The organism is Acinetobacter sp. ANC 3813 (assembly GCF_002135435.1).
Taxonomy (GTDB): domain Bacteria; phylum Pseudomonadota; class Gammaproteobacteria; order Pseudomonadales; family Moraxellaceae; genus Acinetobacter.
Genome location: NZ_NEGK01000005.1, coordinates 122,097 through 139,245 on the forward strand (window position 1 = coordinate 122,097; position 17,149 = coordinate 139,245).

Sequence of the window (17,149 nt, forward strand, 5' to 3'; positions counted from 1 at the left end):
ATATGCTTAAGACGCCCATTTTATATTTAAAAAGGTATTGCCGTGATTCACCATATTCCCAATGTGTTAAGCAAAGAACAGGTTCAATACTTCCGTCAAGAGATGGACAAAGTGGAATGGGTCGATGGCAAAAAAACCACAGGGTCTATGTCTGCAAATGTAAAGCGCAACCAGCAGCTGCCTGAAGATCATCCTTTAAGCCATCAGTTAGGTGATATTATTTTAGCGGCTTTGGCGCAAAACCCTTTATTTACTTCTGCTGCACTGCCTTTAAATATATTGCCGCCCTATTTTAACCGCTACGAAAAGGGCGAAACATTTGGTTTCCATGTCGATAATGCCATCCGATGGGTACAAGGCACCAATCAAAAAATCCGCACTGATCTGTCCTGCACCATTTTCCTAAGCGAACCTGAAGAGTATGAAGGCGGAGATTTAGTGGTTGAGGATACTTATGGCTATCATGAAATTAAACTGCCTGCTGGCGATCTGATTCTCTATCCATCGACCAGCGTGCATGAAGTAACACCCGTGACTCAAGGCAGCCGCGTGGCTTCTTTTTTCTGGCTGCAAAGCATGATTAGAGATGATGCTGAGCGCCATATGCTGTTTAATTTGGATCAAAGCATTCAAAATTTGCGTATACAACTGGGCGATGCCCATGCAGAAGTGGTCAAACTCACCAGCATGTACCACAATTTACTGCGTAAATGGGCTGAAATCTAAAAACTCAAACTTTGCATTTTCAGCGCCATTGAGCAAAACTCTACTTAAAAACAACCCTAGATTCATCCAATAGATTCAATAAAAACGGAAATGCCATGACTGCCAAAACTGTTCTCGCGCCGCTTACTCAAATTCCGCCTGAGCTGCAAACCATTGCAGATTATGAGCAGGAAGCGCAGAAACACCTGTCTGACATGGTATGGCAGTATTTGCAAGGCGGCTCAATGGAAGAGCACAGTGTCCGCAGCAATTTAGATCAGTTCGCGCAAATTCAGCTCATGCCGCGCATGCTGCGCAACCTGACGCATGGCAGCACCGAATGTGAAATTTTAGGTCAGCGTTTTGAGCATCCCATTTTTTTAGCGCCGATTGGCCATCAACAGCAATATCACCCAGAAGGCGAAGCTGCCTGTGCGCTGGCAGCAGAAGTACTCGGCAGCAACATGGTGCTGAGCACCTTTACCAATACTGATATGCGGGCTTTAAAGCAGGATAATCCCCGAAAATGGTTTCAGCTGTATTGGCAAGGCTCACGTGACAAATCTCTAGCATTGGTCAAACTGGCCGAAGCGCAAAATTTTAAAGCCATTGTGGTAACTGTGGACTCTCCGCATACAGGCATCCGCGACCGTGAGCGCCGGGTATTTTTTCATTTGCCAGAAGGCATGCAGCATCCGCATACACCTACGCATATTCCCCTGCCTGAATTAAGACAAGGTGATCATCCTGTGTTTAATGGCCTGATGGCCATTGCGCCAACTTGGGAAGATATTGCATGGCTGGTACAGCAAACAGACCTGCCCGTAATTCTCAAAGGTATTCTGCATCCGCTGGATGCGCAATTGGCGATTGAGCATGGTGTACAAGGCATTATTGTCTCGAATCACGGCGGACGGGTGTTGGATACTGGCATTGCGCCTCTAATCGCTCTGCAGCTCATCAAAAAAGTTGTTCCTGCCGATTTTCCACTTTTATATGATGGCGGCATCCGCCGCGGCTCCGATGTGTTTAAAGCGCTGGCTCTCGGAGCATCTGCCGTTTTCATTGGCCGTCCCGCAATTTATGGCCTAGCAAGTGCTGGGGCATTGGGTGTGGCACATGTACTGAAAATCTTAAAGGAAGAATTTGAGATTACGATGGCGTTAATGGGAACAGCTACGCTGAATGACATCACAGAAGAATATATTTTTCATAAATAGGTAGTTCAAAGGAAAATATTTTCTTTAACCCAAGTAAGGACGCAAAAATAGGAAATTATTTCCGGAATAAGTGCATTAATATTTAGTTATAGATTTGCAAGCTCTGCGGTAAAGCTAAGGCACTTAAAAACCACACCATTTTTTAATGCTTTAGGCTAAGCCCTCCGAATTTAGACTTGTAAATTGATACAATAGACACAATCTATACAAGCAGTAGTGTTGCCTTTATCCAAGACTCGCGCAACCGGAACTGCACAAGGAGTTACCTCATGATGTTAGCTGATCCAAGTAAAAAATACCGCCGCATGTACCAGCGTGTTGATTTGCCTGACCGTCAATGGCCAGATAAAGAAATCAATCAAGCGCCTATTTGGATGAGCACAGACCTTCGTGACGGCAACCAAGCGATTTTTGAGCCAATGAACATCGAACAAAAGTTCAAAATGTTCCAAATGTTGGTCAAAATTGGCTTCAAGCACATTGAAATCGGCTTCCCTTCTGCATCTCAAGTTGACTTTGACTTCACTCGTTTATTGATTGAAGGCGGCCACATTCCAGACGACGTATATATCGAAGTTTTGGTTCAGGCGCGCGATCATTTGATTCAGCGTACATTTGAATCATTGCAGGGTGCAAAACGCGCAATTGTGCATATCTACAACTCAAACTCTCCGACCTTCCGTCAAAAAGTTTTGAATGTGGATATTGCGGGCGCAAAACAATTGGCGATCAATGCTGCAACGAAAGTTAAAGAATATGCAGCAAAACAGCCAGAAACTGATTTTATTTTCCAATACAGCCCAGAATGTTTCTCTGCAACTGAATTAGACGTTGCGAAAGATGTCTGTGATGCAGTGACTGAAATTTGGGAAGCATCTGCAGATAACAAAGTGATTTTAAACTTGCCTGCAACTGTTGAAGTTTCTGGCCCGCACGTTTATGCAGACCAAATTGAATGGATGCACCGCAATATTGAACGCCGTGAAGGTGTCATTATTTCTGTGCACTGCCACAATGACCGCGGCTGTGGTATTGCAGCGTCTGAATTAGCGATTATGGCTGGTGCTGACCGTGTTGAAGGCTGTGTCTTCGGCAATGGTGAACGTACAGGTAACGTGGACGTTGCAGCGATTGCATTGAACATGTATACCCAAGGTGTGGCGCCTAACTTAGACTTCTCCAACATTAACGAAATTATTGCAACTGTTGAAGAGTGCACAGGCTTGCCAATCCATCCGCGCCATCCATATGCAGGCGACTTGGTATTTACCGCATTCTCAGGTTCGCATCAGGATGCGATCAAAAAAGGCTTTGAACAGCAAAAAGACCAAGAAATTTGGGATATGCCTTACTTGCCAATCGACCCGAAAGACTTAGGCCGTGACTATGATGCCGTGATCCGTGTGAACTCACAGTCAGGTAAAGGCGGTATTGCTTACTTATTAGAAGCAAACTACAACGTGGTATTGCCGCGCCGCTTGCAAATTGAATTCTCTCAAGTGGTACAGCAAGTTGCTGATGAAGAAGGTGTTGAAGTTTCTGCACAGCAAATTTGGACCTTGTTCAAAGACACCTATGTGGCCGTTAAAGATACACATTACTCAGCGAAAAACTACCGTTTGTCTGATGAAAATGGCAACCAAGTCATTGAGTTGGATATGAGCATAGACGGTGAAATCCGCCACTTGCGCGGTGAAGGCAACGGTCCGATTTCAGCAATCTTAAATGCATTGCAATTGCCAATTGACGTTGTGAACTATGAAGAGCGCAGCATCAGCTCTGGCGCGCATGCCAAAGCATTGGCATTAATCGAACTTCAAGTTCAGGGTACAGGCAAATCTGCATTTGGTGCAGGCGTGCATGACAACATTGTGACTTCTTCGATTGAAGCGATTTTAGCGGCTGCCAACCGTTTGATTGATCAAGGCGTCTTAAGCGCTGAACAAGCGATTGCCACTGCTGTCTAAGCCATACGGCCAGATATGATCTGCAAAAATCTTATCTGATAAAAAACTTTAGAAAGGATACCCCAAGTGGTATCCTTTTGTTTCTTAACCCCAAAGATTTAAGGCGAATATTACCTGTGTCTTTTCCAGCTGACTCAGTGGGCGTAGTTACCCCGCAGAAGTTTTCTTTTGACGAGCCCTTAGCGCTCGAGTGCGACCGTATTCTCCCACGCTTCGAACTGATGGTAGAAACTTACGGCGAACTGAATGCCGATAAATCCAATGCTATTTTGATTTGCCATGCCCTGTCTGGCCATCATCACGCAGCGGGCTATCACCATGAAGATGATAAAAAAGCAGGCTGGTGGGATGCATGCATTGGCCCAGGCAAGGCCATTGATACCTCTAAATTCTTTGTGGTGGCATTAAATAATATTGGCGGATGCAGCGGCTCTACCGGCCCGACATCGCCAAACCCTGAAAATGACAACCGACCTTATGGACCTGATTTTCCATTGGTGACGGTGCGTGACTGGGTCAAAACTCAAGCCATGCTGTCTGACCGTATGGGCATTCAGCAATGGTATGCCGTGATTGGCGGTTCTCTTGGCGGCATGCAGGCGCTGCAATGGTCTGTGGATTACCCTGACCGTCTGCAAAAGTGCGTCATTATTGCCAGTGCGCCAAAACTCTCTGCACAGAATATTGCCTTTAACGAAGTTGCTCGTCAGTCCATTTTATCGGACCCAGACTTCCATAACGGCCGCTATTTAGAAAATGACAGCTATCCAAAACGCGGGCTGATCTTAGCGCGCATGGTCGGCCACATTACTTACCTGTCTGAAGAAGCCATGAAGCAAAAATTTGGACGCGACCTGAAATCGGGCAAATTTATGTACGGTTTCGATGTCGAATTCCAAGTGGAAAGCTATCTGCGCTATCAAGGTGAACAGTTCAGCCGCAACTTTGACGCCAACACGTATTTAATTATGACCAAGGCTTTGGACTACTTTGACCCTGCTCGTGAATACGAACAGTCATTGAAAAAAGCGATGGATAATACCAAATGCAAGTTCTTAGTCGTTTCATTTACCACGGATTGGCGCTTCAGTCCGCAGCGTTCTCAAGAGATTGTTGATTCGCTGATTAGCAGCCATAAACCAGTCAGCTATTTAGACATTGATGCAGAACAGGGCCACGACTCTTTCCTCTTCCCTATTCCTTTATATGTCAAATCATTACGTGCATTTTTAGGCGGTGAAGAACACCTCAAAGCGACATCGAAGGAGGCTGTTTAATGCGTATCGATCATCAACTTGCAGAGAAATGGATCAAGCCGGATTCTAAGGTTTTAGACTTAGGCTGCGGCGATGGCGAACTGCTTGCACATATGAGTCAAAAGCATAACATCCGAGCTTATGGCCTTGAACTCGACCAAGAAAAGATTGCAATTGCAATCAGTCGCGGGTTAAATATTATTCAGCAAGACTTAAATTTAGGTTTAAGCCGCTTTGCCGACCAATCTTTTGATTACGTGGTCATGGCACAAGCTTTGCAAGCTGTAGATGCACCTGATGTCCTTTTAAGAGACATGGTGCGTGTGGGGAAACAGGCTATTATTACTTTTCCGAACTTTGCGCATTGGAAGACGCGTTCTTTCTTGGCGCTGAAAGGGAAAATGCCTGTTTCTGAAGCTTTACCCTATATGTGGTATAACACACCCAATATTCATTTATGTACATTCCGTGATTTTGAAGCGCTATGCGCAGAGAATAATATCCGGATTATTAACCGGCTTGCCGTGAATGGGGACCAGCAAGGAAGTTTACTCAGTAAACATGTCCCGAATCTGTTTGGTGAAGTCGCAATTTATCGAGTGAGCGCTTTATGAAAAAATTATTATTAGGTTCAACATTGCTGGCTGGACTGTTTAGCATCCAAGCTCATGCAGACTATGTTGCTCCGGCGCCATCTGTTGCGAGCCAAGCTGCTCAGTATTCTGTTATGGATATTAACAGCCTGACCAAAGCAGCCAAAGCAGGTCAAGCTGGTGCTCAATTTTACTTAGGCACGAAGTATCAATACGGTAAAGATGTTGCAAAAGACGAACGTCAGGCTTTTGCATGGTTTAAAGCCGCTGCTGACCAAGGACTTTCTGCTGCACAGCTGAATGTTGGCCGTATGCTGGCAGACGGTATGGGTACGAAAAAAGATGAAACTCTTGCACGCCAATACTTTGAAAAAGCAGCGAGCCGCGGCGACAACCGCGCGAGCTTTAACTTAGCGATGATGGAAGAGCAGAAGAAAAACTACATTGGCGCTTATCAGTGGTATGAGCTGTCTACACGTGATGGCATGCTGGACAATAAAGTGATTACATTATCTGAAGGTAAGAAAACTGCTTTGGCTGCCAACTTAACGCAAGATCAAATTCGTCAAGCGCGTGACCGTGCTGACAAATGGATTCAAGCGCAGTAATTCTGCCTGATTCAAAAAAGCACCTTCGGGTGCTTTTTATTTAAATGTATTTATATTCTTCTAAAATAACCCATATTTTTAAAATTATAAGAGCAATATATGCAAATAAACTTTGAAGTCATTCAATATTCAGGTGGGTATTATTCTGGATTAAATATACAGATTATTCCTTTTAATCTTGAGCAAAATCCAAACTTGCAAAACTCTATCGTTATTGATGAACTCGCTTTTTCACTTATCGAAAAATTCTTCTTTGAACATGAAAGTCCTTGGTCACACTGGGGATCAACTTATGTTTATCCTGAAAAAATCACTATAATTATTGAAAGACTAAATCATTATAAAAATGATCTAAATGAAAAAAAAATTTTAACTTATAAAGATAATGTTCATCTTCTCTTTAAAAAAGAAACAAAAAAATTTAGGAAGAAATTCCCTAAATATAAAACTGAAGTAATCACTATGATTAACCAAGTCATTGGATTTTTAAAAAATATTCAAATCAATAAAATAGATGGTATTACAGTAATAGGCGTCTAAAGCGTATTTAACTTCAACCAGATACCTTAAATCCGTTAAAATACTTTTCAATATTCAATACTAAGAGTGATTCTGCATGTCTTCAACAGATTGGCTATCCCAAGGCACCCTTGTTTTAGCAAGCAATAACAAAGGCAAAATTGCCGAATTTGAAAAAATGTTTGCAGACTTAAAACTTCCAGTTGAAGTGATTCCTCAAGGCAAACTGAATATTGAAGATGCGATTGAAGATGGTTTGAGCTTTGTAGAAAATGCCATTATTAAAGCCCGCCATGCTTCTAAAATTTCAGGCAAGCCAGCGATTGCCGATGACTCAGGCATTTGTGTTCCAGTATTGGGTGGAGCTCCAGGTATTTATTCTGCGCGCTTTGCAGGTGAACATGGCAATGATGCGGCCAATAATGAAAAACTATTGCACAAACTGAAACCGCTGCGTAAAGATGACGCGCCAATTGAAGGTATGTTTGTTTGCGTACTCGCTTTGGTACAGCATGCAGAAGACCCGCTGCCACAAATTTTCCAAGGTATTTGGCAAGGAGAGATTTTAGAAAAAGCTCGCGGCGAAAATGGTTTTGGCTATGATCCACTGTTTTGGCTGCCTGAACTGAATATCTCTAGCGCGGAATTATCAAAAGAAGAAAAAAACAAAATCAGTCACCGTGGTCAGGCGATGAAATTGTTTAAAGACAGCTTGAAATAAACGCTGCAGGAGGTAATATATTTTCAGTGGTTACCTCCTAACCACTTAGATCTAATGACTTTGATAATAAAAAGAGATTGATATGGCGCTGTCCCCGCTTAGAGTCACATGCCCAGAATGTCAAAATACATTTACAGAAATACCAACTCGATCTTTCTTGGGATTTCAAAAAATCAGTTGCCCGACTTGCCAAGAAAAAATGACCTTTCCCTTAACGTCTGGCTTTCGCACAACCTATCGGGTTTTGTTCATGTTAATGATCATGATGCTGCTTGCCAGCCTTATGCAAGGTCAAATGGGTTTCCCAGGCATCATTGGTATCGCAATCTGTTATGCCTTATTCCGTGATTGGCAGATCCGCAAAGAACTCAATTTTGATTAAATACGCTGCTGTACGATGCAAAAAAATGTTTTTGATTGCGCTGTGCAATTTAAACTACATAAAAAAATGCAGTAAAAAGCCATAGATTGAAATAATCATGGCGCTGGCAATGGTCCCTGAAGCAATATATTTGGCCGAATGTCCTGTACCTTGATAATGCGTTTCCAGCGCGACAATATTAGCTGCGGGCGGCAGGCAGAAGAACATAAAAATCACAGCATAGGTCAATTGCACATGTGGAATCGGCAGCAGTACATACGCCCCAAAACACAATATTCCTGCCAACAGCATACGGCTGCAAATCAGCATCAAACTGCGCTTTAAATCCTGCCAGCCAATCCGCACTTTGCTCAGCCACATCCCCAAAACGCACATGCCTGAAAACGTCACCAGTACTTTATTGAGGGTATACGCCCACTGTACAACCGGATGATGCTCATAAGCGCTGAAATCCCACATTGATAAAACAGCGGCAAGGCTCAAAGCGATTATGGGAGGCGACAGCAGCACATTTTTTAGAATGAACCGCAGATCCTGTTGTGCCTTGCTGACGGCCATCACTGCGCAAATATTGCCAAATAGTGAGCCGCCAATATACAGCGCAACAATTGTCGAGCTGGCTTTGGGACCAAATACCGCCAAAGCAAAAGGAAAACCCAGCCAAGCGCCATTTAAATAGCTAAAGCACAGTGCGCGGAGCTTATCTTTACTGAAAAAATAAAACAGGCTGTAAAAAATCAGCGAGGCGGCAAAACTAAATCCAATCAGCCATAAACTGCCCTGCTGATAAAACACCATGTTGTACACAATCACAGCAGGAATCAGCAGCTTTGCCAGCAACGATGCCAAAAAAGATCTGAAAGGTTTCAGCGCCTCAGCGCCAAAAAAACCAACAAGAAATGAAATAAGCGGAAGTATCAGCGCCATGGCGATTGCAATTGCATTGGGCAGAAAAGTGAAATGCTAACACACTCCACCCTCACTGCGGGCAGGCGAAGGACGCTTTCCCCTCTTGGAGAATATCTGCTGTCTTAAAATTGCAACCTGTGTGTCACATGGTTGTCATGCGTAGCTGTTGATATAGTCTCAAAATAAAGAGGAAGATCTCATGGCAGGACTATCAATTTGGCACGTACTGATTTTTGCAATCGTCGTACTGTTATTGTTTGGCACATCTAAGCTGAAAAACTTAGGTAAGGATGTTGGCGGTGCGGTTAAAGACTTTAAAAAATCAATTAAAGAAGAAGAGCAAACTACACAGTTGAATGAGCCTCGAACTTTAGAGCATTCAAATACCACCACCAATAATTCAACTATTAAAAATTAAAAGCTTGGAGTTTTGCAATGCTTAATATCGGCATGACGGAACTTTTGGTGTTTGGCATTATCGCACTATTGGTTCTTGGACCTGAAAAATTACCTGAAGCTGCGCGTTTTGCTGGTAAATGGTACAGCAAAGCAAAGCGCATGATCAGCAATGTGCAAAATGACATTGACCGTGAGTTACGCTTGTCAGAACTGCGCGAGCAAATGCAAAGCGAGATGAAACGTATTCAAGAGCTTGAACTCAAAATGGAAGCTCAAATACAACAGCTTCAACAGCAATCCATATTGGCCAATGAACAACAACCAGAAAACGCCATACCTGATAATAAAAATAACTCCCCTACTTATTTATATTGTGAACAAAAGATACCCCAAGTATTTGCTTCGAACTTTAAGAGAAAATTTGTAGCACCATTAGGTTCAGCGCCTGTGCAGCCTTTTGACTTTATTCAGGAGGCGGTATGAAGCCTGACATCCTAAGCACGCAAACGAAAGAACCGCAGGCAGACTTTCTATTGGAAGAAATGCCAATTACCAAGCATTTGATTATTTTACGCAGTCATCTATTTAAAATCGTCGGGCTGATTATTGCATTGTTTTTTTGTCTGCTTCCTTTTGCAAACCAAAGCTATCAGTTACTTTCTGAGCCTCTGCGGGCACAACTTCCCATCAATTCAACAATGATTGCAACGGATGTCACAGCGACATTTATGGCTCCATTTAAATTGAATTTTTTTGTTGCACTCATGCTCGCCATGCCTTTTATTATTTATCAGCTCTGGTCTTTCGTGAAGCCTGCTCTATACGAAAAAGAAAAAACACTGGCTCTACCTTTACTGCTGAGTAGTATCAGTCTGTTTTACATTGGTGTGGCATTTGCTTATTTCATCACCCTGCCATCCATCCTACATTTTTTTATTAGTGTTTCACCTGAAACAGTCGCCCCCATGACTGACATCAACAGTTATCTAAGCTTCTGCCTAAAGTTATTTTTGGTCTTTGGCCTAACTTTTGAAATACCGATTATCACTCTGGTGCTGATTCTAATTGGTGTTGTCAGTACAGATCAGCTGATTGAAAAACGTAAATTCATTGTCGTAGGCTGTTTCTTTATAGCGATGTTCGTCACACCGCCAGATGCACTTTCAATGATCATGCTTGCCGTTCCAATGTGGCTCTTGTTTGAACTTGGCCTCTTTTTTGGCAAAGTCATTGAAAAAAGAAGAACCGTCTAAAACTTAAATCCACTCTTCTAAAGCAGGCTAATCGCCTGCTTTTTTTGTCTTTAGCATTCTTGAATCATTTAATTTTAATGAAATATAAGCTTCACGCCGCTGTCACATCTGACCTTTAGTTTGTTGGTAGCTTACTAAAACAACCAAGCCATTATGCTAGGAAAAAATGATGACTGACCTTATACCTTTTAATGACGATTACGATAGCAACAACTCTGGCAATGCAGAATTTGCTGAACTGTTTAATAAAAAAATTACACGCCGCGATTTAATCACTAAAACGGCAGGCGGCGCAGCAGCGCTGACTTTAGCAGCATCCGTCAGCGGTTGCAGCGATGATGATAACAATGAAAATACAACGCCTCCTGTTGCGCCTGATCAAGAATCGACCCTTAAATTCAGCGCTGTAGATAAAAATATCAAGAACGAATTTACCGTACCAGAAGGCTATGATGCACGTGTACTTTTCGCTTTAGGTGATCCAATTGCACCCAACATGGCTGAATGGAACGATACAAAAATTCCACTAGGTGCTTCATTTACTCTGCGCTCTGGTGAATGCCATGATGGTATGACATTCTTTGGTATGGCCAGCAACAAGTTCAGTGCAAATACATCAAATACTGGTCTATTGGTGATGAACCACGAATATATCAATGACCAAAAAATTCTACATGCAGCAATCAACACCATTAATGATGAGATCCGCTCTGAAGATGAATCACTTCGTGAAATCAACTGTCACGGCGTATCTGTAATTGCTGTCGATAAAAACCCGACAACGCAATCGGTGACAGTCAATAAAGATTCATTTTTAAACCGCCGTATTACCGCAGCAACACCAATGGACATCCGTGGTCCAGTAAAAGGCAGTGTCCTTCTACACAACCGCTTAAGCCCAGAAGGTACATTCAGCTTCGGAACCATCAATAACTGTGGCAATGGTTATACGCCATGGGGCACATACCTTACAACTGAAGAAAACTTTAACCAGTATTTCTCTCGCGATGATGCAAAGCAAAGTGCCAATAAAAAAGTGTCTCTGAGTCGCTATAAAATTCCGAACAACAGTAACTACAAGTGGCATACAGTGGTTGCAACCGAAGACTCTATTTCTACTGACATCAAGAATCATGGCAAAGTCAGCAAAGATAATGTTCAAGACCTCTACGAACGCTGGCTGGTCAAAGCAACTGATGGCGTTGCAAAAGATGACTTCCGCCATTCTGACAATACCTTTGGCTGGATTGTTGAAATTGACCCATTCAATGGTACAGAACGCCCAGTAAAACGTACTGCACTTGGTCGTTTCGCACATGAAGACTGCCGTGCAAGTCGTGCAATTGCAGGTCAGCCTTTAGCCTTCTACATGGGCGATGACTCTCAGGGCGAATACATCTACAAATTTATCTCTGATGCCAAATGGGATCCAACTGACGTAAACAAAGGCTATAGTGCTGGCGATAAATACATGGATAAAGGCAGACTGTATGTTGCCAAATTCCAATTTGATGAAGCGACTCAAAAAGCGACGGGTGAATGGATGGAATTGAATATTTCAAATCCACTCATTTCAGGCTACAGCAAATACGTTTTTGCAGATCAAGCTGACGTATTGGTGAATGCACGCTTAGCAGCAGATGCTTTAGGTGCAACAAAAATGGACCGCCCTGAGTGGGTTGCAGTCAACCCGCACAATGGTGAAGTCTATGTGACGCTTACCAATAACTCATCACGTACTGCTGAAACGACAGATGCGGCTAACCCACGTAGTTACATCGACCAAAAAGCAGGTAAAGATCAAAACGGTAACGTTAACGGCCATATCATCCGCTTCCGTGAAGAGGGCGATACAGTAACAGCAAACAAATTTGTTTGGGATATCTTCTTATTTGGTGCGCAAGCATTAAATGATGCAGGCCAACAAAACCCTGAAAACCTCTCTAAGCTCAACCAAAATAATGACTTCTCTAGCCCAGATGGCATGTGGTTCGACCCTCGAGGTGTATTGTGGATTCAAACAGATGATGGTGCTTTGACAGACCAAACCAACTGCATGATGTTAGCCGCACTACCAGGCACAACAGGTGATGGAACAATTGAAACTTCAACAACGGGTAAGAAAACACCTGCAGGCTTAAGTCTAAGTGACACTAAACTACGCCGCTTCCTAACAGGTCCAAGTGGTTGTGAAATCACTGGCGTTACAATGACACCTGACTACAAAGCAATTTTCGTCAATGTGCAACATCCAGGCGGCGTATGGCCTTCAAATCAAGCTAACAATGTTAGTGGTGGTATCGGTACACGTCCACGCTCTGCAACCGTAGTCATTACGCGTAAAGATGGTGGCGAAATTGCAGGTGAAGGCTTAGTTGAAAAGAAAGCGACCAACTAAATATTCCAATATTTAAATCAAAAATGCCGACTTCATGTCGGCATTTTTTTATGGCTTCATCGATTGTTCAATGGACGTAATTTTCCCCTTTAAGACGCCCTGCTGATTTTTTTCCTGCCACAGCCACTGCTGCGCTTTCATCTGCAAAAAATTAGAACAGCGCGTGCCATACACTGGACTTTGAATAAAGATCGAAGACAGCAGCTCCTCCATCTGCGCATTGATGCCGGTATTCGGAAGCAGTTCTGGAATTACTTTGCGTTCATCTTCTAAAATATCCCACACCGCAGCGTCAATATCGGCTTGCGGCTGATGCGACTGCAGCATCGGCAAAAACTCCTGCGTAAAGCGCTTGCGCAAATGTCTGGTCTTTTCCCAATGTTCAGTCATCAAGCCGTTAGATACCACATAAACACCTTTGGCCAAAACCTGCGGCGCTTCACCGCGGTTGCTCATGTACACCGCCTGATGCGCATCACCGAAAAATACATTAAAGCCCGCATAATCACACTGGCGCTGCTCCAGCGCCTGCGCAAAACGGATTGGCGTTTGATCGGATTCCAAAAAGGCCTGAATTAAATGACCGCGCGAGGTTGGATACTGCTTTTGGTCTGCGCCATCGCGAAAATTGGTAATGACCGCCCAGCGTCCAGCGGCAGTGACGCCCATCCATGTGCCGCCAGACTGCAAATCCTGCCCCGCAATAATCGGACTGTCTTGCCACTGCTTTAGGCTCGCAGTAGGCCGCTGATAAAACTCATCACGGTTTGAAATCAGGCATAAGGGCGTATCATCTAAAACCTGCCAAGCAAAAGCCACAATGCACATAAATGTCACTCGATATCTTTACACATTGAATGTACAACATTTTTCATCACATTCAGCTAAAATCTGTGCAAAACATAATGACAAGGAGCAGCAATGCTGACCTACCCGAATATTGACCCTGTCGCGGTATCGCTGGGGCCGCTGCAAGTCCATTGGTATGGATTAATGTATTTATTGGCCTTTCTATTTGCGTGGGGACTGGCTACACACCGTGCTAAACAGCGTGACGGCTGGAATTCTGAAATGGTTTCTGACCTGATTTTTTACGGCGCGCTTGGAGTTGTGCTGGGCGGACGTGTTGGCTATGTATTCTTCTATGGCTTTGATCAATTCTTGGCAAATCCATTATGGCTGTTCCAAGTTTGGACAGGCGGCATGAGCTTCCACGGCGGTTTCTTAGGCGTAATGATCGCCATGCTGCTGTGGTGCAAAAAATATAAAATGACGTGGTTCCAAACTTTAGATTTTATTGCGCCCTGCGTACCGACAGGCCTGATGTTCGGCCGTATCGGCAACTTTATTGGCGGAGAGCTCTACGGCCGCCAAGTGTCTGATCCAAACTTCGCGCTGGGCATGATTTTCCCGACGGACCCGCTGCAGCTGGTGCGCCATCCATCTCAGCTCTATCAAGCACTGTGTGAAGGCTTAATCCTGTTTATTGTGCTGTGGTGGTTCAGCTCCAAGCCGCGTCCGCGTTTTGCCGTTTCTGCGCTGTTCTTAATCGGCTACGGCATTGCGCGCTTTGTGGTGGAGTTCTTCCGCGAACCAGACCATGGCCAGCTGTTTATCGGCTGGATGAGCAAAGGCCAGTTCCTGACTGTGCCCATGATTTTGATTGGCCTATGGATGATGTGGTATGCCTATCAGAAAAAAATCTATGATTGGGGCCCGCTCAAAAACAGCTGAATCAAATCATTGAATGGCGATTAAAGTAAAATTGATGCGGGGTACATGCCCCGCTTTTTTTGCACTGCAATTTTGCCTGCATTCTATGCTACAGTTTTAGCTTACCAACCATAAACCGCGACACGCATGCTCGAATTCTGGTTCAACCCGCAAATCTCTGTTCTTAAAAAATTCTTGATCTTCGCCGTGATTGCAATGGTCACCGCTGGACTGTACTGGATGGATCCACTCAAGCTGGACGCCATTCTCATGTTCTTAGGTACAGGCATTATTTTCTTAATCTGCCGCTACTGCAAAATCCATTTTGCTTACAGCAATCCCACTGGGCTGCTGTACCGCCTGCTGACATGGATTCCAATTGCCCTGCTGCTGGCGCTGGTCTTTATGCATATGAAGGACGGTGAAATTTTGATTCCAGGCGCGCAAGGGCTTGGCTTTATGGCGCTGTCGATCTGTATTTTTTCACCATTGTCACTGCTGAATCAGCATCAATCAAAAAATGAAGCGCCATGATTCTGAATTTTCTCTATTCCGAACGCTGTACACGTGAAGTCAAACTGATTGTTTCCGTCGTCACATGTGCTGTCATTTATTATTGTTCTAGCATTGAAAAATTAAGCACAGAACTGACTTTGCTGTGCTTAATGCTTGGCGCCAGCCTGCATATTCTAAGAATTTTGAGCCTGAAAGTACCTGCCAGCCAACTCTATGCGCAAGGCTTTAAATATTTACTTGTGATGCTGCCGCTGCTGGGCCTTGCATGGATCATTTTTACTTTGCCTGCAAAGCATTGGCTATATAGTACAGTTCAGGCACTGGGTTTTATGATCATTGGATTATTACTGCCCCTTATTTACCAAAACCGCGCCAAACGCTTTGAATAGCGCGGCGCGGTTTATTTAAATTAGGGGCTGGCTGCATCTATGCGCTTAATCTTTTAAGCGGTAATACTCATAGCGTACATTCGGGTCTTTATATACGGCATGCGAACGCTGCTGATAATCAGACACCCAATTTGAGCCAGTAAAAGCCGCAATATGCCCATAAACATGCTTTTGGGTGCGGTCAATAATATAAATATCGCCTTTTTGCGGACGGTCAAAAGACAAATTGATTTTCTGATAGCCAATTTTTCGAAGTGTTCCGCCCCAATCGGCTGCCGCCACAGGATGGCTGCTGAACTTTGCGCCAGCAGTTTCCAAGGCGATACGGACGCTTTTTGCGCATTTTTGACCGCTGCTTTGCGCTTTAATGCCGCGCAGGCGCTGAGCCAATTTATCAATATCAATACGCTGACCATTGCTTGCGCCAAAAACACTTTTCGGTTTGTTTTTGCTTTCAGTCGCGCGCACTGCAGTAGGCTGAGACTTTGGCTGCTGTGAACGGATCACGATTTCTGCTTTGACCGGCCCATGCGCATTCTGCATGTCCACGCTTTGATCATAAGCCATTCTTAACACAACCTCCTCTACAGCCAATTCTTGACTGTGTTTACAAATTTTAACCGTAGAGGATGGTACCCCTAGATGAGAATTATTTCATATAAAAAATGTAATAAAATTTTAGAAACATTTATTTTTTACTTTCAACTGATTATTTTTTAGTTCTTTTTTCAAAAAAAGTATCTTTAATTTTTGTATAAAATAAATGCAAAACTAGAAATTTAAACGGTAATATTCATATTTTAAACCGTCTTCTTTATACACATCGTAACTTTTCTGCTTAAAGTCAGACACCCACTGCGAACCATTAAACCCAGCAATATGACCATAGACATGCTTATTGGTGCGCCGAATAATATAGATATCCCCCTCTTGCGGATGATCAAATTCAGGCTGTATCTGCTTAAAGCCGATTTGCGCCAAAGTCCCGCCCCAATCTGAAGCTGCAACTGGATGGCTGCCAAACACAGCGCCTGCACTTTGCAGCGCAATGCGGATACTGCGCGCACAGCGTTGAGAACTGGCTCTCGCCTTAACCTTATCCAGCTTCTGAACAAATTTATCGAGGTCAAAGCCAGACTGATCTGAATCCGAGCTATCTTCTGTATCTGCATCGATAATTTCATCATCTGCGGTCCAGCTATACTGTTCTTGCTTGCTGGGCTTCGCCTGATGATGGGCAATTGCACGATGATCTAAACCATTTTGCTTAAAAGTGTTCTGATCTAAGCCGGCTGAATTGGAGGCATATGCAGCATTGCTGAATTGCGTGCTGTTTAAACCGTTTGGCTGCAGCACAGCAGGATCTAAACTTTTAGGGCTGGCATAGCGCGGCTGGTTCATGTCCTTGCGCAAAGTGACTTGCAGCGGTGCTTGATTATAATTTTGATGAATTTCAGTGTGATGCATATCGACCAGCATGCGAGCCCCTCTCAATCCCTGTAAAGAATAGGCTGCTGAATATGAAGCAGCAGCGCTTTGACGCATTTGATACTAAAAAGCCAAACTTAAAACTTCTTTATAAAAATGTAATTGATTCATAG

General features: G+C 43.7%; 20 protein-coding genes. 16 read left to right on the forward strand and 4 right to left on the reverse strand.

Annotated features, from left to right (window positions below):
• The first annotated feature begins 42 nt into the window (after positions 1 to 42).
• The 9 genes from B9T34_RS09285 to B9T34_RS19135 all read left to right on the forward strand — a co-directional run bounded on the left by B9T34_RS09285 (position 43) and on the right by B9T34_RS19135 (position 7,971).
• Positions 43 to 726 (forward strand): Fe2+-dependent dioxygenase, encoded by a 684-nt coding sequence (locus B9T34_RS09285; protein ID WP_086212882.1) that lies wholly within the window; start codon positions 43 to 45, stop codon positions 724 to 726.
• A 95-nt stretch (positions 727 to 821) separates the two neighbouring features.
• On the forward strand, positions 822 to 1,925 hold the full coding sequence (locus B9T34_RS09290) for an alpha-hydroxy acid oxidase (RefSeq protein WP_086212883.1): 1,104 nt from the start codon (positions 822 to 824) through the stop codon (positions 1,923 to 1,925).
• Positions 1,926 to 2,194: 269 nt separating this feature from the next.
• Positions 2,195 to 3,892, forward strand: a complete 1,698-nt coding sequence (gene leuA / locus B9T34_RS09295; RefSeq protein WP_086212884.1) for a 2-isopropylmalate synthase — start codon at positions 2,195 to 2,197, stop codon at positions 3,890 to 3,892.
• Positions 3,893 to 4,008: 116 nt separating this feature from the next.
• Positions 4,009 to 5,169 (forward strand): homoserine O-succinyltransferase MetX, encoded by a 1,161-nt coding sequence (metX, locus tag B9T34_RS09300; protein ID WP_086212885.1) that lies wholly within the window; start codon positions 4,009 to 4,011, stop codon positions 5,167 to 5,169.
• Positions 5,169 to 5,762 carry a methionine biosynthesis protein MetW gene (gene metW / locus B9T34_RS09305; protein WP_086212886.1) on the forward strand — a complete coding sequence of 198 codons (594 nt, stop codon included), beginning with the start codon at positions 5,169 to 5,171 and terminating at the stop codon, positions 5,760 to 5,762. The genes metX and metW overlap by 1 nt, the downstream gene beginning before the upstream one ends.
• Positions 5,759 to 6,349, forward strand: coding sequence for a tetratricopeptide repeat protein (locus B9T34_RS09310; protein ID WP_086212887.1), 591 nt, complete (start codon positions 5,759 to 5,761; stop codon positions 6,347 to 6,349). The genes metW and B9T34_RS09310 overlap by 4 nt, the downstream gene beginning before the upstream one ends.
• A gap of 99 nt (positions 6,350 to 6,448) precedes the next feature.
• Positions 6,449 to 6,889, forward strand: a complete 441-nt coding sequence (locus B9T34_RS09315) for a hypothetical protein (RefSeq protein ID WP_086212888.1) — start codon at positions 6,449 to 6,451, stop codon at positions 6,887 to 6,889.
• Between the two features lie 76 nt (positions 6,890 to 6,965).
• Entirely contained in the window at positions 6,966 to 7,589 is a 624-nt protein-coding gene (rdgB, locus tag B9T34_RS09320; RefSeq protein WP_086212889.1) for an RdgB/HAM1 family non-canonical purine NTP pyrophosphatase, read from the forward strand.
• Between the two features lie 250 nt (positions 7,590 to 7,839).
• Positions 7,840 to 7,971: a hypothetical protein gene (locus B9T34_RS19135; RefSeq protein WP_265733480.1), complete on the forward strand. Its 132-nt coding sequence runs from the start codon at positions 7,840 to 7,842 to the stop codon at positions 7,969 to 7,971.
• 54 nt (positions 7,972 to 8,025) lie between these two features.
• Here B9T34_RS19135 and B9T34_RS09325 read toward each other — a convergent pair whose 3' ends face one another.
• Positions 8,026 to 8,898, reverse strand: a complete 873-nt coding sequence (locus tag B9T34_RS09325; RefSeq protein ID WP_086212890.1) for an AEC family transporter — start codon at positions 8,896 to 8,898, stop codon at positions 8,026 to 8,028.
• Positions 8,899 to 9,079: 181 nt separating this feature from the next.
• Between B9T34_RS09325 and tatA the strand changes: the two genes are divergently transcribed.
• From tatA to B9T34_RS09345, 4 genes are all read left to right on the forward strand, one after another.
• The gene (gene tatA / locus B9T34_RS09330) at positions 9,080 to 9,298 is read left to right on the forward strand and encodes a Sec-independent protein translocase subunit TatA (RefSeq protein WP_086212891.1); all 219 of its coding nucleotides are present in this window, start codon (positions 9,080 to 9,082) and stop codon (positions 9,296 to 9,298) included.
• A 17-nt stretch (positions 9,299 to 9,315) separates the two neighbouring features.
• Complete coding sequence (gene tatB / locus B9T34_RS09335) at positions 9,316 to 9,762, forward strand: Sec-independent protein translocase protein TatB (protein WP_086212892.1); 447 nt, start codon at positions 9,316 to 9,318, stop codon at positions 9,760 to 9,762.
• A complete protein-coding gene (gene tatC / locus B9T34_RS09340) occupies positions 9,759 to 10,532 on the forward strand; it encodes a twin-arginine translocase subunit TatC (protein WP_086212893.1) in 774 nt (257 codons plus the stop codon). The genes tatB and tatC overlap by 4 nt, the downstream gene beginning before the upstream one ends.
• A gap of 169 nt (positions 10,533 to 10,701) precedes the next feature.
• The gene (locus B9T34_RS09345) at positions 10,702 to 12,930 is read left to right on the forward strand and encodes a PhoX family protein (protein ID WP_086212894.1); all 2,229 of its coding nucleotides are present in this window, start codon (positions 10,702 to 10,704) and stop codon (positions 12,928 to 12,930) included.
• 48 nt (positions 12,931 to 12,978) lie between these two features.
• Here B9T34_RS09345 and B9T34_RS09350 read toward each other — a convergent pair whose 3' ends face one another.
• On the reverse strand, positions 12,979 to 13,758 hold the full coding sequence (locus B9T34_RS09350) for an NRDE family protein (protein ID WP_086212895.1): 780 nt from the start codon (positions 13,756 to 13,758) through the stop codon (positions 12,979 to 12,981).
• 93 nt (positions 13,759 to 13,851) lie between these two features.
• Here B9T34_RS09350 and lgt point away from each other — a divergent pair, with 93 nt between their 5' ends.
• The 3 genes from lgt to B9T34_RS09365 all read left to right on the forward strand — a co-directional run bounded on the left by lgt (position 13,852) and on the right by B9T34_RS09365 (position 15,548).
• On the forward strand, positions 13,852 to 14,664 hold the full coding sequence (lgt, locus tag B9T34_RS09355; protein ID WP_086212896.1) for a prolipoprotein diacylglyceryl transferase: 813 nt from the start codon (positions 13,852 to 13,854) through the stop codon (positions 14,662 to 14,664).
• Positions 14,665 to 14,790: 126 nt separating this feature from the next.
• Positions 14,791 to 15,177 carry a hypothetical protein gene (locus B9T34_RS09360; RefSeq protein ID WP_086212897.1) on the forward strand — a complete coding sequence of 129 codons (387 nt, stop codon included), beginning with the start codon at positions 14,791 to 14,793 and terminating at the stop codon, positions 15,175 to 15,177.
• Positions 15,174 to 15,548: a hypothetical protein gene (locus B9T34_RS09365; protein ID WP_228147432.1), complete on the forward strand. Its 375-nt coding sequence runs from the start codon at positions 15,174 to 15,176 to the stop codon at positions 15,546 to 15,548. The genes B9T34_RS09360 and B9T34_RS09365 overlap by 4 nt, the downstream gene beginning before the upstream one ends.
• 45 nt (positions 15,549 to 15,593) lie before the next feature.
• Here B9T34_RS09365 and B9T34_RS09370 read toward each other — a convergent pair whose 3' ends face one another.
• Positions 15,594 to 16,115 (reverse strand): CHAP domain-containing protein, encoded by a 522-nt coding sequence (locus B9T34_RS09370; RefSeq protein WP_086212898.1) that lies wholly within the window; start codon positions 16,113 to 16,115, stop codon positions 15,594 to 15,596.
• A gap of 204 nt (positions 16,116 to 16,319) precedes the next feature.
• Complete coding sequence (locus B9T34_RS09375) at positions 16,320 to 16,790, reverse strand: hypothetical protein (RefSeq protein WP_416202710.1); 471 nt, start codon at positions 16,788 to 16,790, stop codon at positions 16,320 to 16,322.
• Positions 16,791 to 17,149: the final 359 nt, after the last annotated feature.

Excerpts from the sequence above, each read along its gene's own strand:
- B9T34_RS09315 (WP_086212888.1), top strand. The coding sequence starts at position 6,449 with ATGCAAATAAACTTTGAAGTCATTCAATATTCAGGTGGGTATTATTCT.
- B9T34_RS09365 (WP_228147432.1), top strand. The coding sequence starts at position 15,174 with ATGATTCTGAATTTTCTCTATTCCGAACGCTGTACACGTGAAGTCAAA.
- B9T34_RS09345 (WP_086212894.1), top strand. The coding sequence starts at position 10,702 with ATGACTGACCTTATACCTTTTAATGACGATTACGATAGCAACAACTCT.
- leuA (WP_086212884.1), top strand. The coding sequence starts at position 2,195 with ATGATGTTAGCTGATCCAAGTAAAAAATACCGCCGCATGTACCAGCGT.
- B9T34_RS09325 (WP_086212890.1), bottom strand. The coding sequence starts at position 8,898 with ATGGCGCTGATACTTCCGCTTATTTCATTTCTTGTTGGTTTTTTTGGC.
- lgt (WP_086212896.1), top strand. The coding sequence starts at position 13,852 with ATGCTGACCTACCCGAATATTGACCCTGTCGCGGTATCGCTGGGGCCG.
- tatC (WP_086212893.1), top strand. The coding sequence starts at position 9,759 with ATGAAGCCTGACATCCTAAGCACGCAAACGAAAGAACCGCAGGCAGAC.
- tatB (WP_086212892.1), top strand. The coding sequence starts at position 9,316 with ATGCTTAATATCGGCATGACGGAACTTTTGGTGTTTGGCATTATCGCA.
- metW (WP_086212886.1), top strand. The coding sequence starts at position 5,169 with ATGCGTATCGATCATCAACTTGCAGAGAAATGGATCAAGCCGGATTCT.
- B9T34_RS09310 (WP_086212887.1), top strand. The coding sequence starts at position 5,759 with ATGAAAAAATTATTATTAGGTTCAACATTGCTGGCTGGACTGTTTAGC.
- B9T34_RS09360 (WP_086212897.1), top strand. The coding sequence starts at position 14,791 with ATGCTCGAATTCTGGTTCAACCCGCAAATCTCTGTTCTTAAAAAATTC.
- B9T34_RS09290 (WP_086212883.1), top strand. The coding sequence starts at position 822 with ATGACTGCCAAAACTGTTCTCGCGCCGCTTACTCAAATTCCGCCTGAG.
- B9T34_RS09370 (WP_086212898.1), bottom strand. The coding sequence starts at position 16,115 with ATGGCTTATGATCAAAGCGTGGACATGCAGAATGCGCATGGGCCGGTC.
- tatA (WP_086212891.1), top strand. The coding sequence starts at position 9,080 with ATGGCAGGACTATCAATTTGGCACGTACTGATTTTTGCAATCGTCGTA.
- B9T34_RS19135 (WP_265733480.1), top strand. The coding sequence starts at position 7,840 with ATGTTAATGATCATGATGCTGCTTGCCAGCCTTATGCAAGGTCAAATG.
- rdgB (WP_086212889.1), top strand. The coding sequence starts at position 6,966 with ATGTCTTCAACAGATTGGCTATCCCAAGGCACCCTTGTTTTAGCAAGC.
- B9T34_RS09350 (WP_086212895.1), bottom strand. The coding sequence starts at position 13,758 with ATGTGCATTGTGGCTTTTGCTTGGCAGGTTTTAGATGATACGCCCTTA.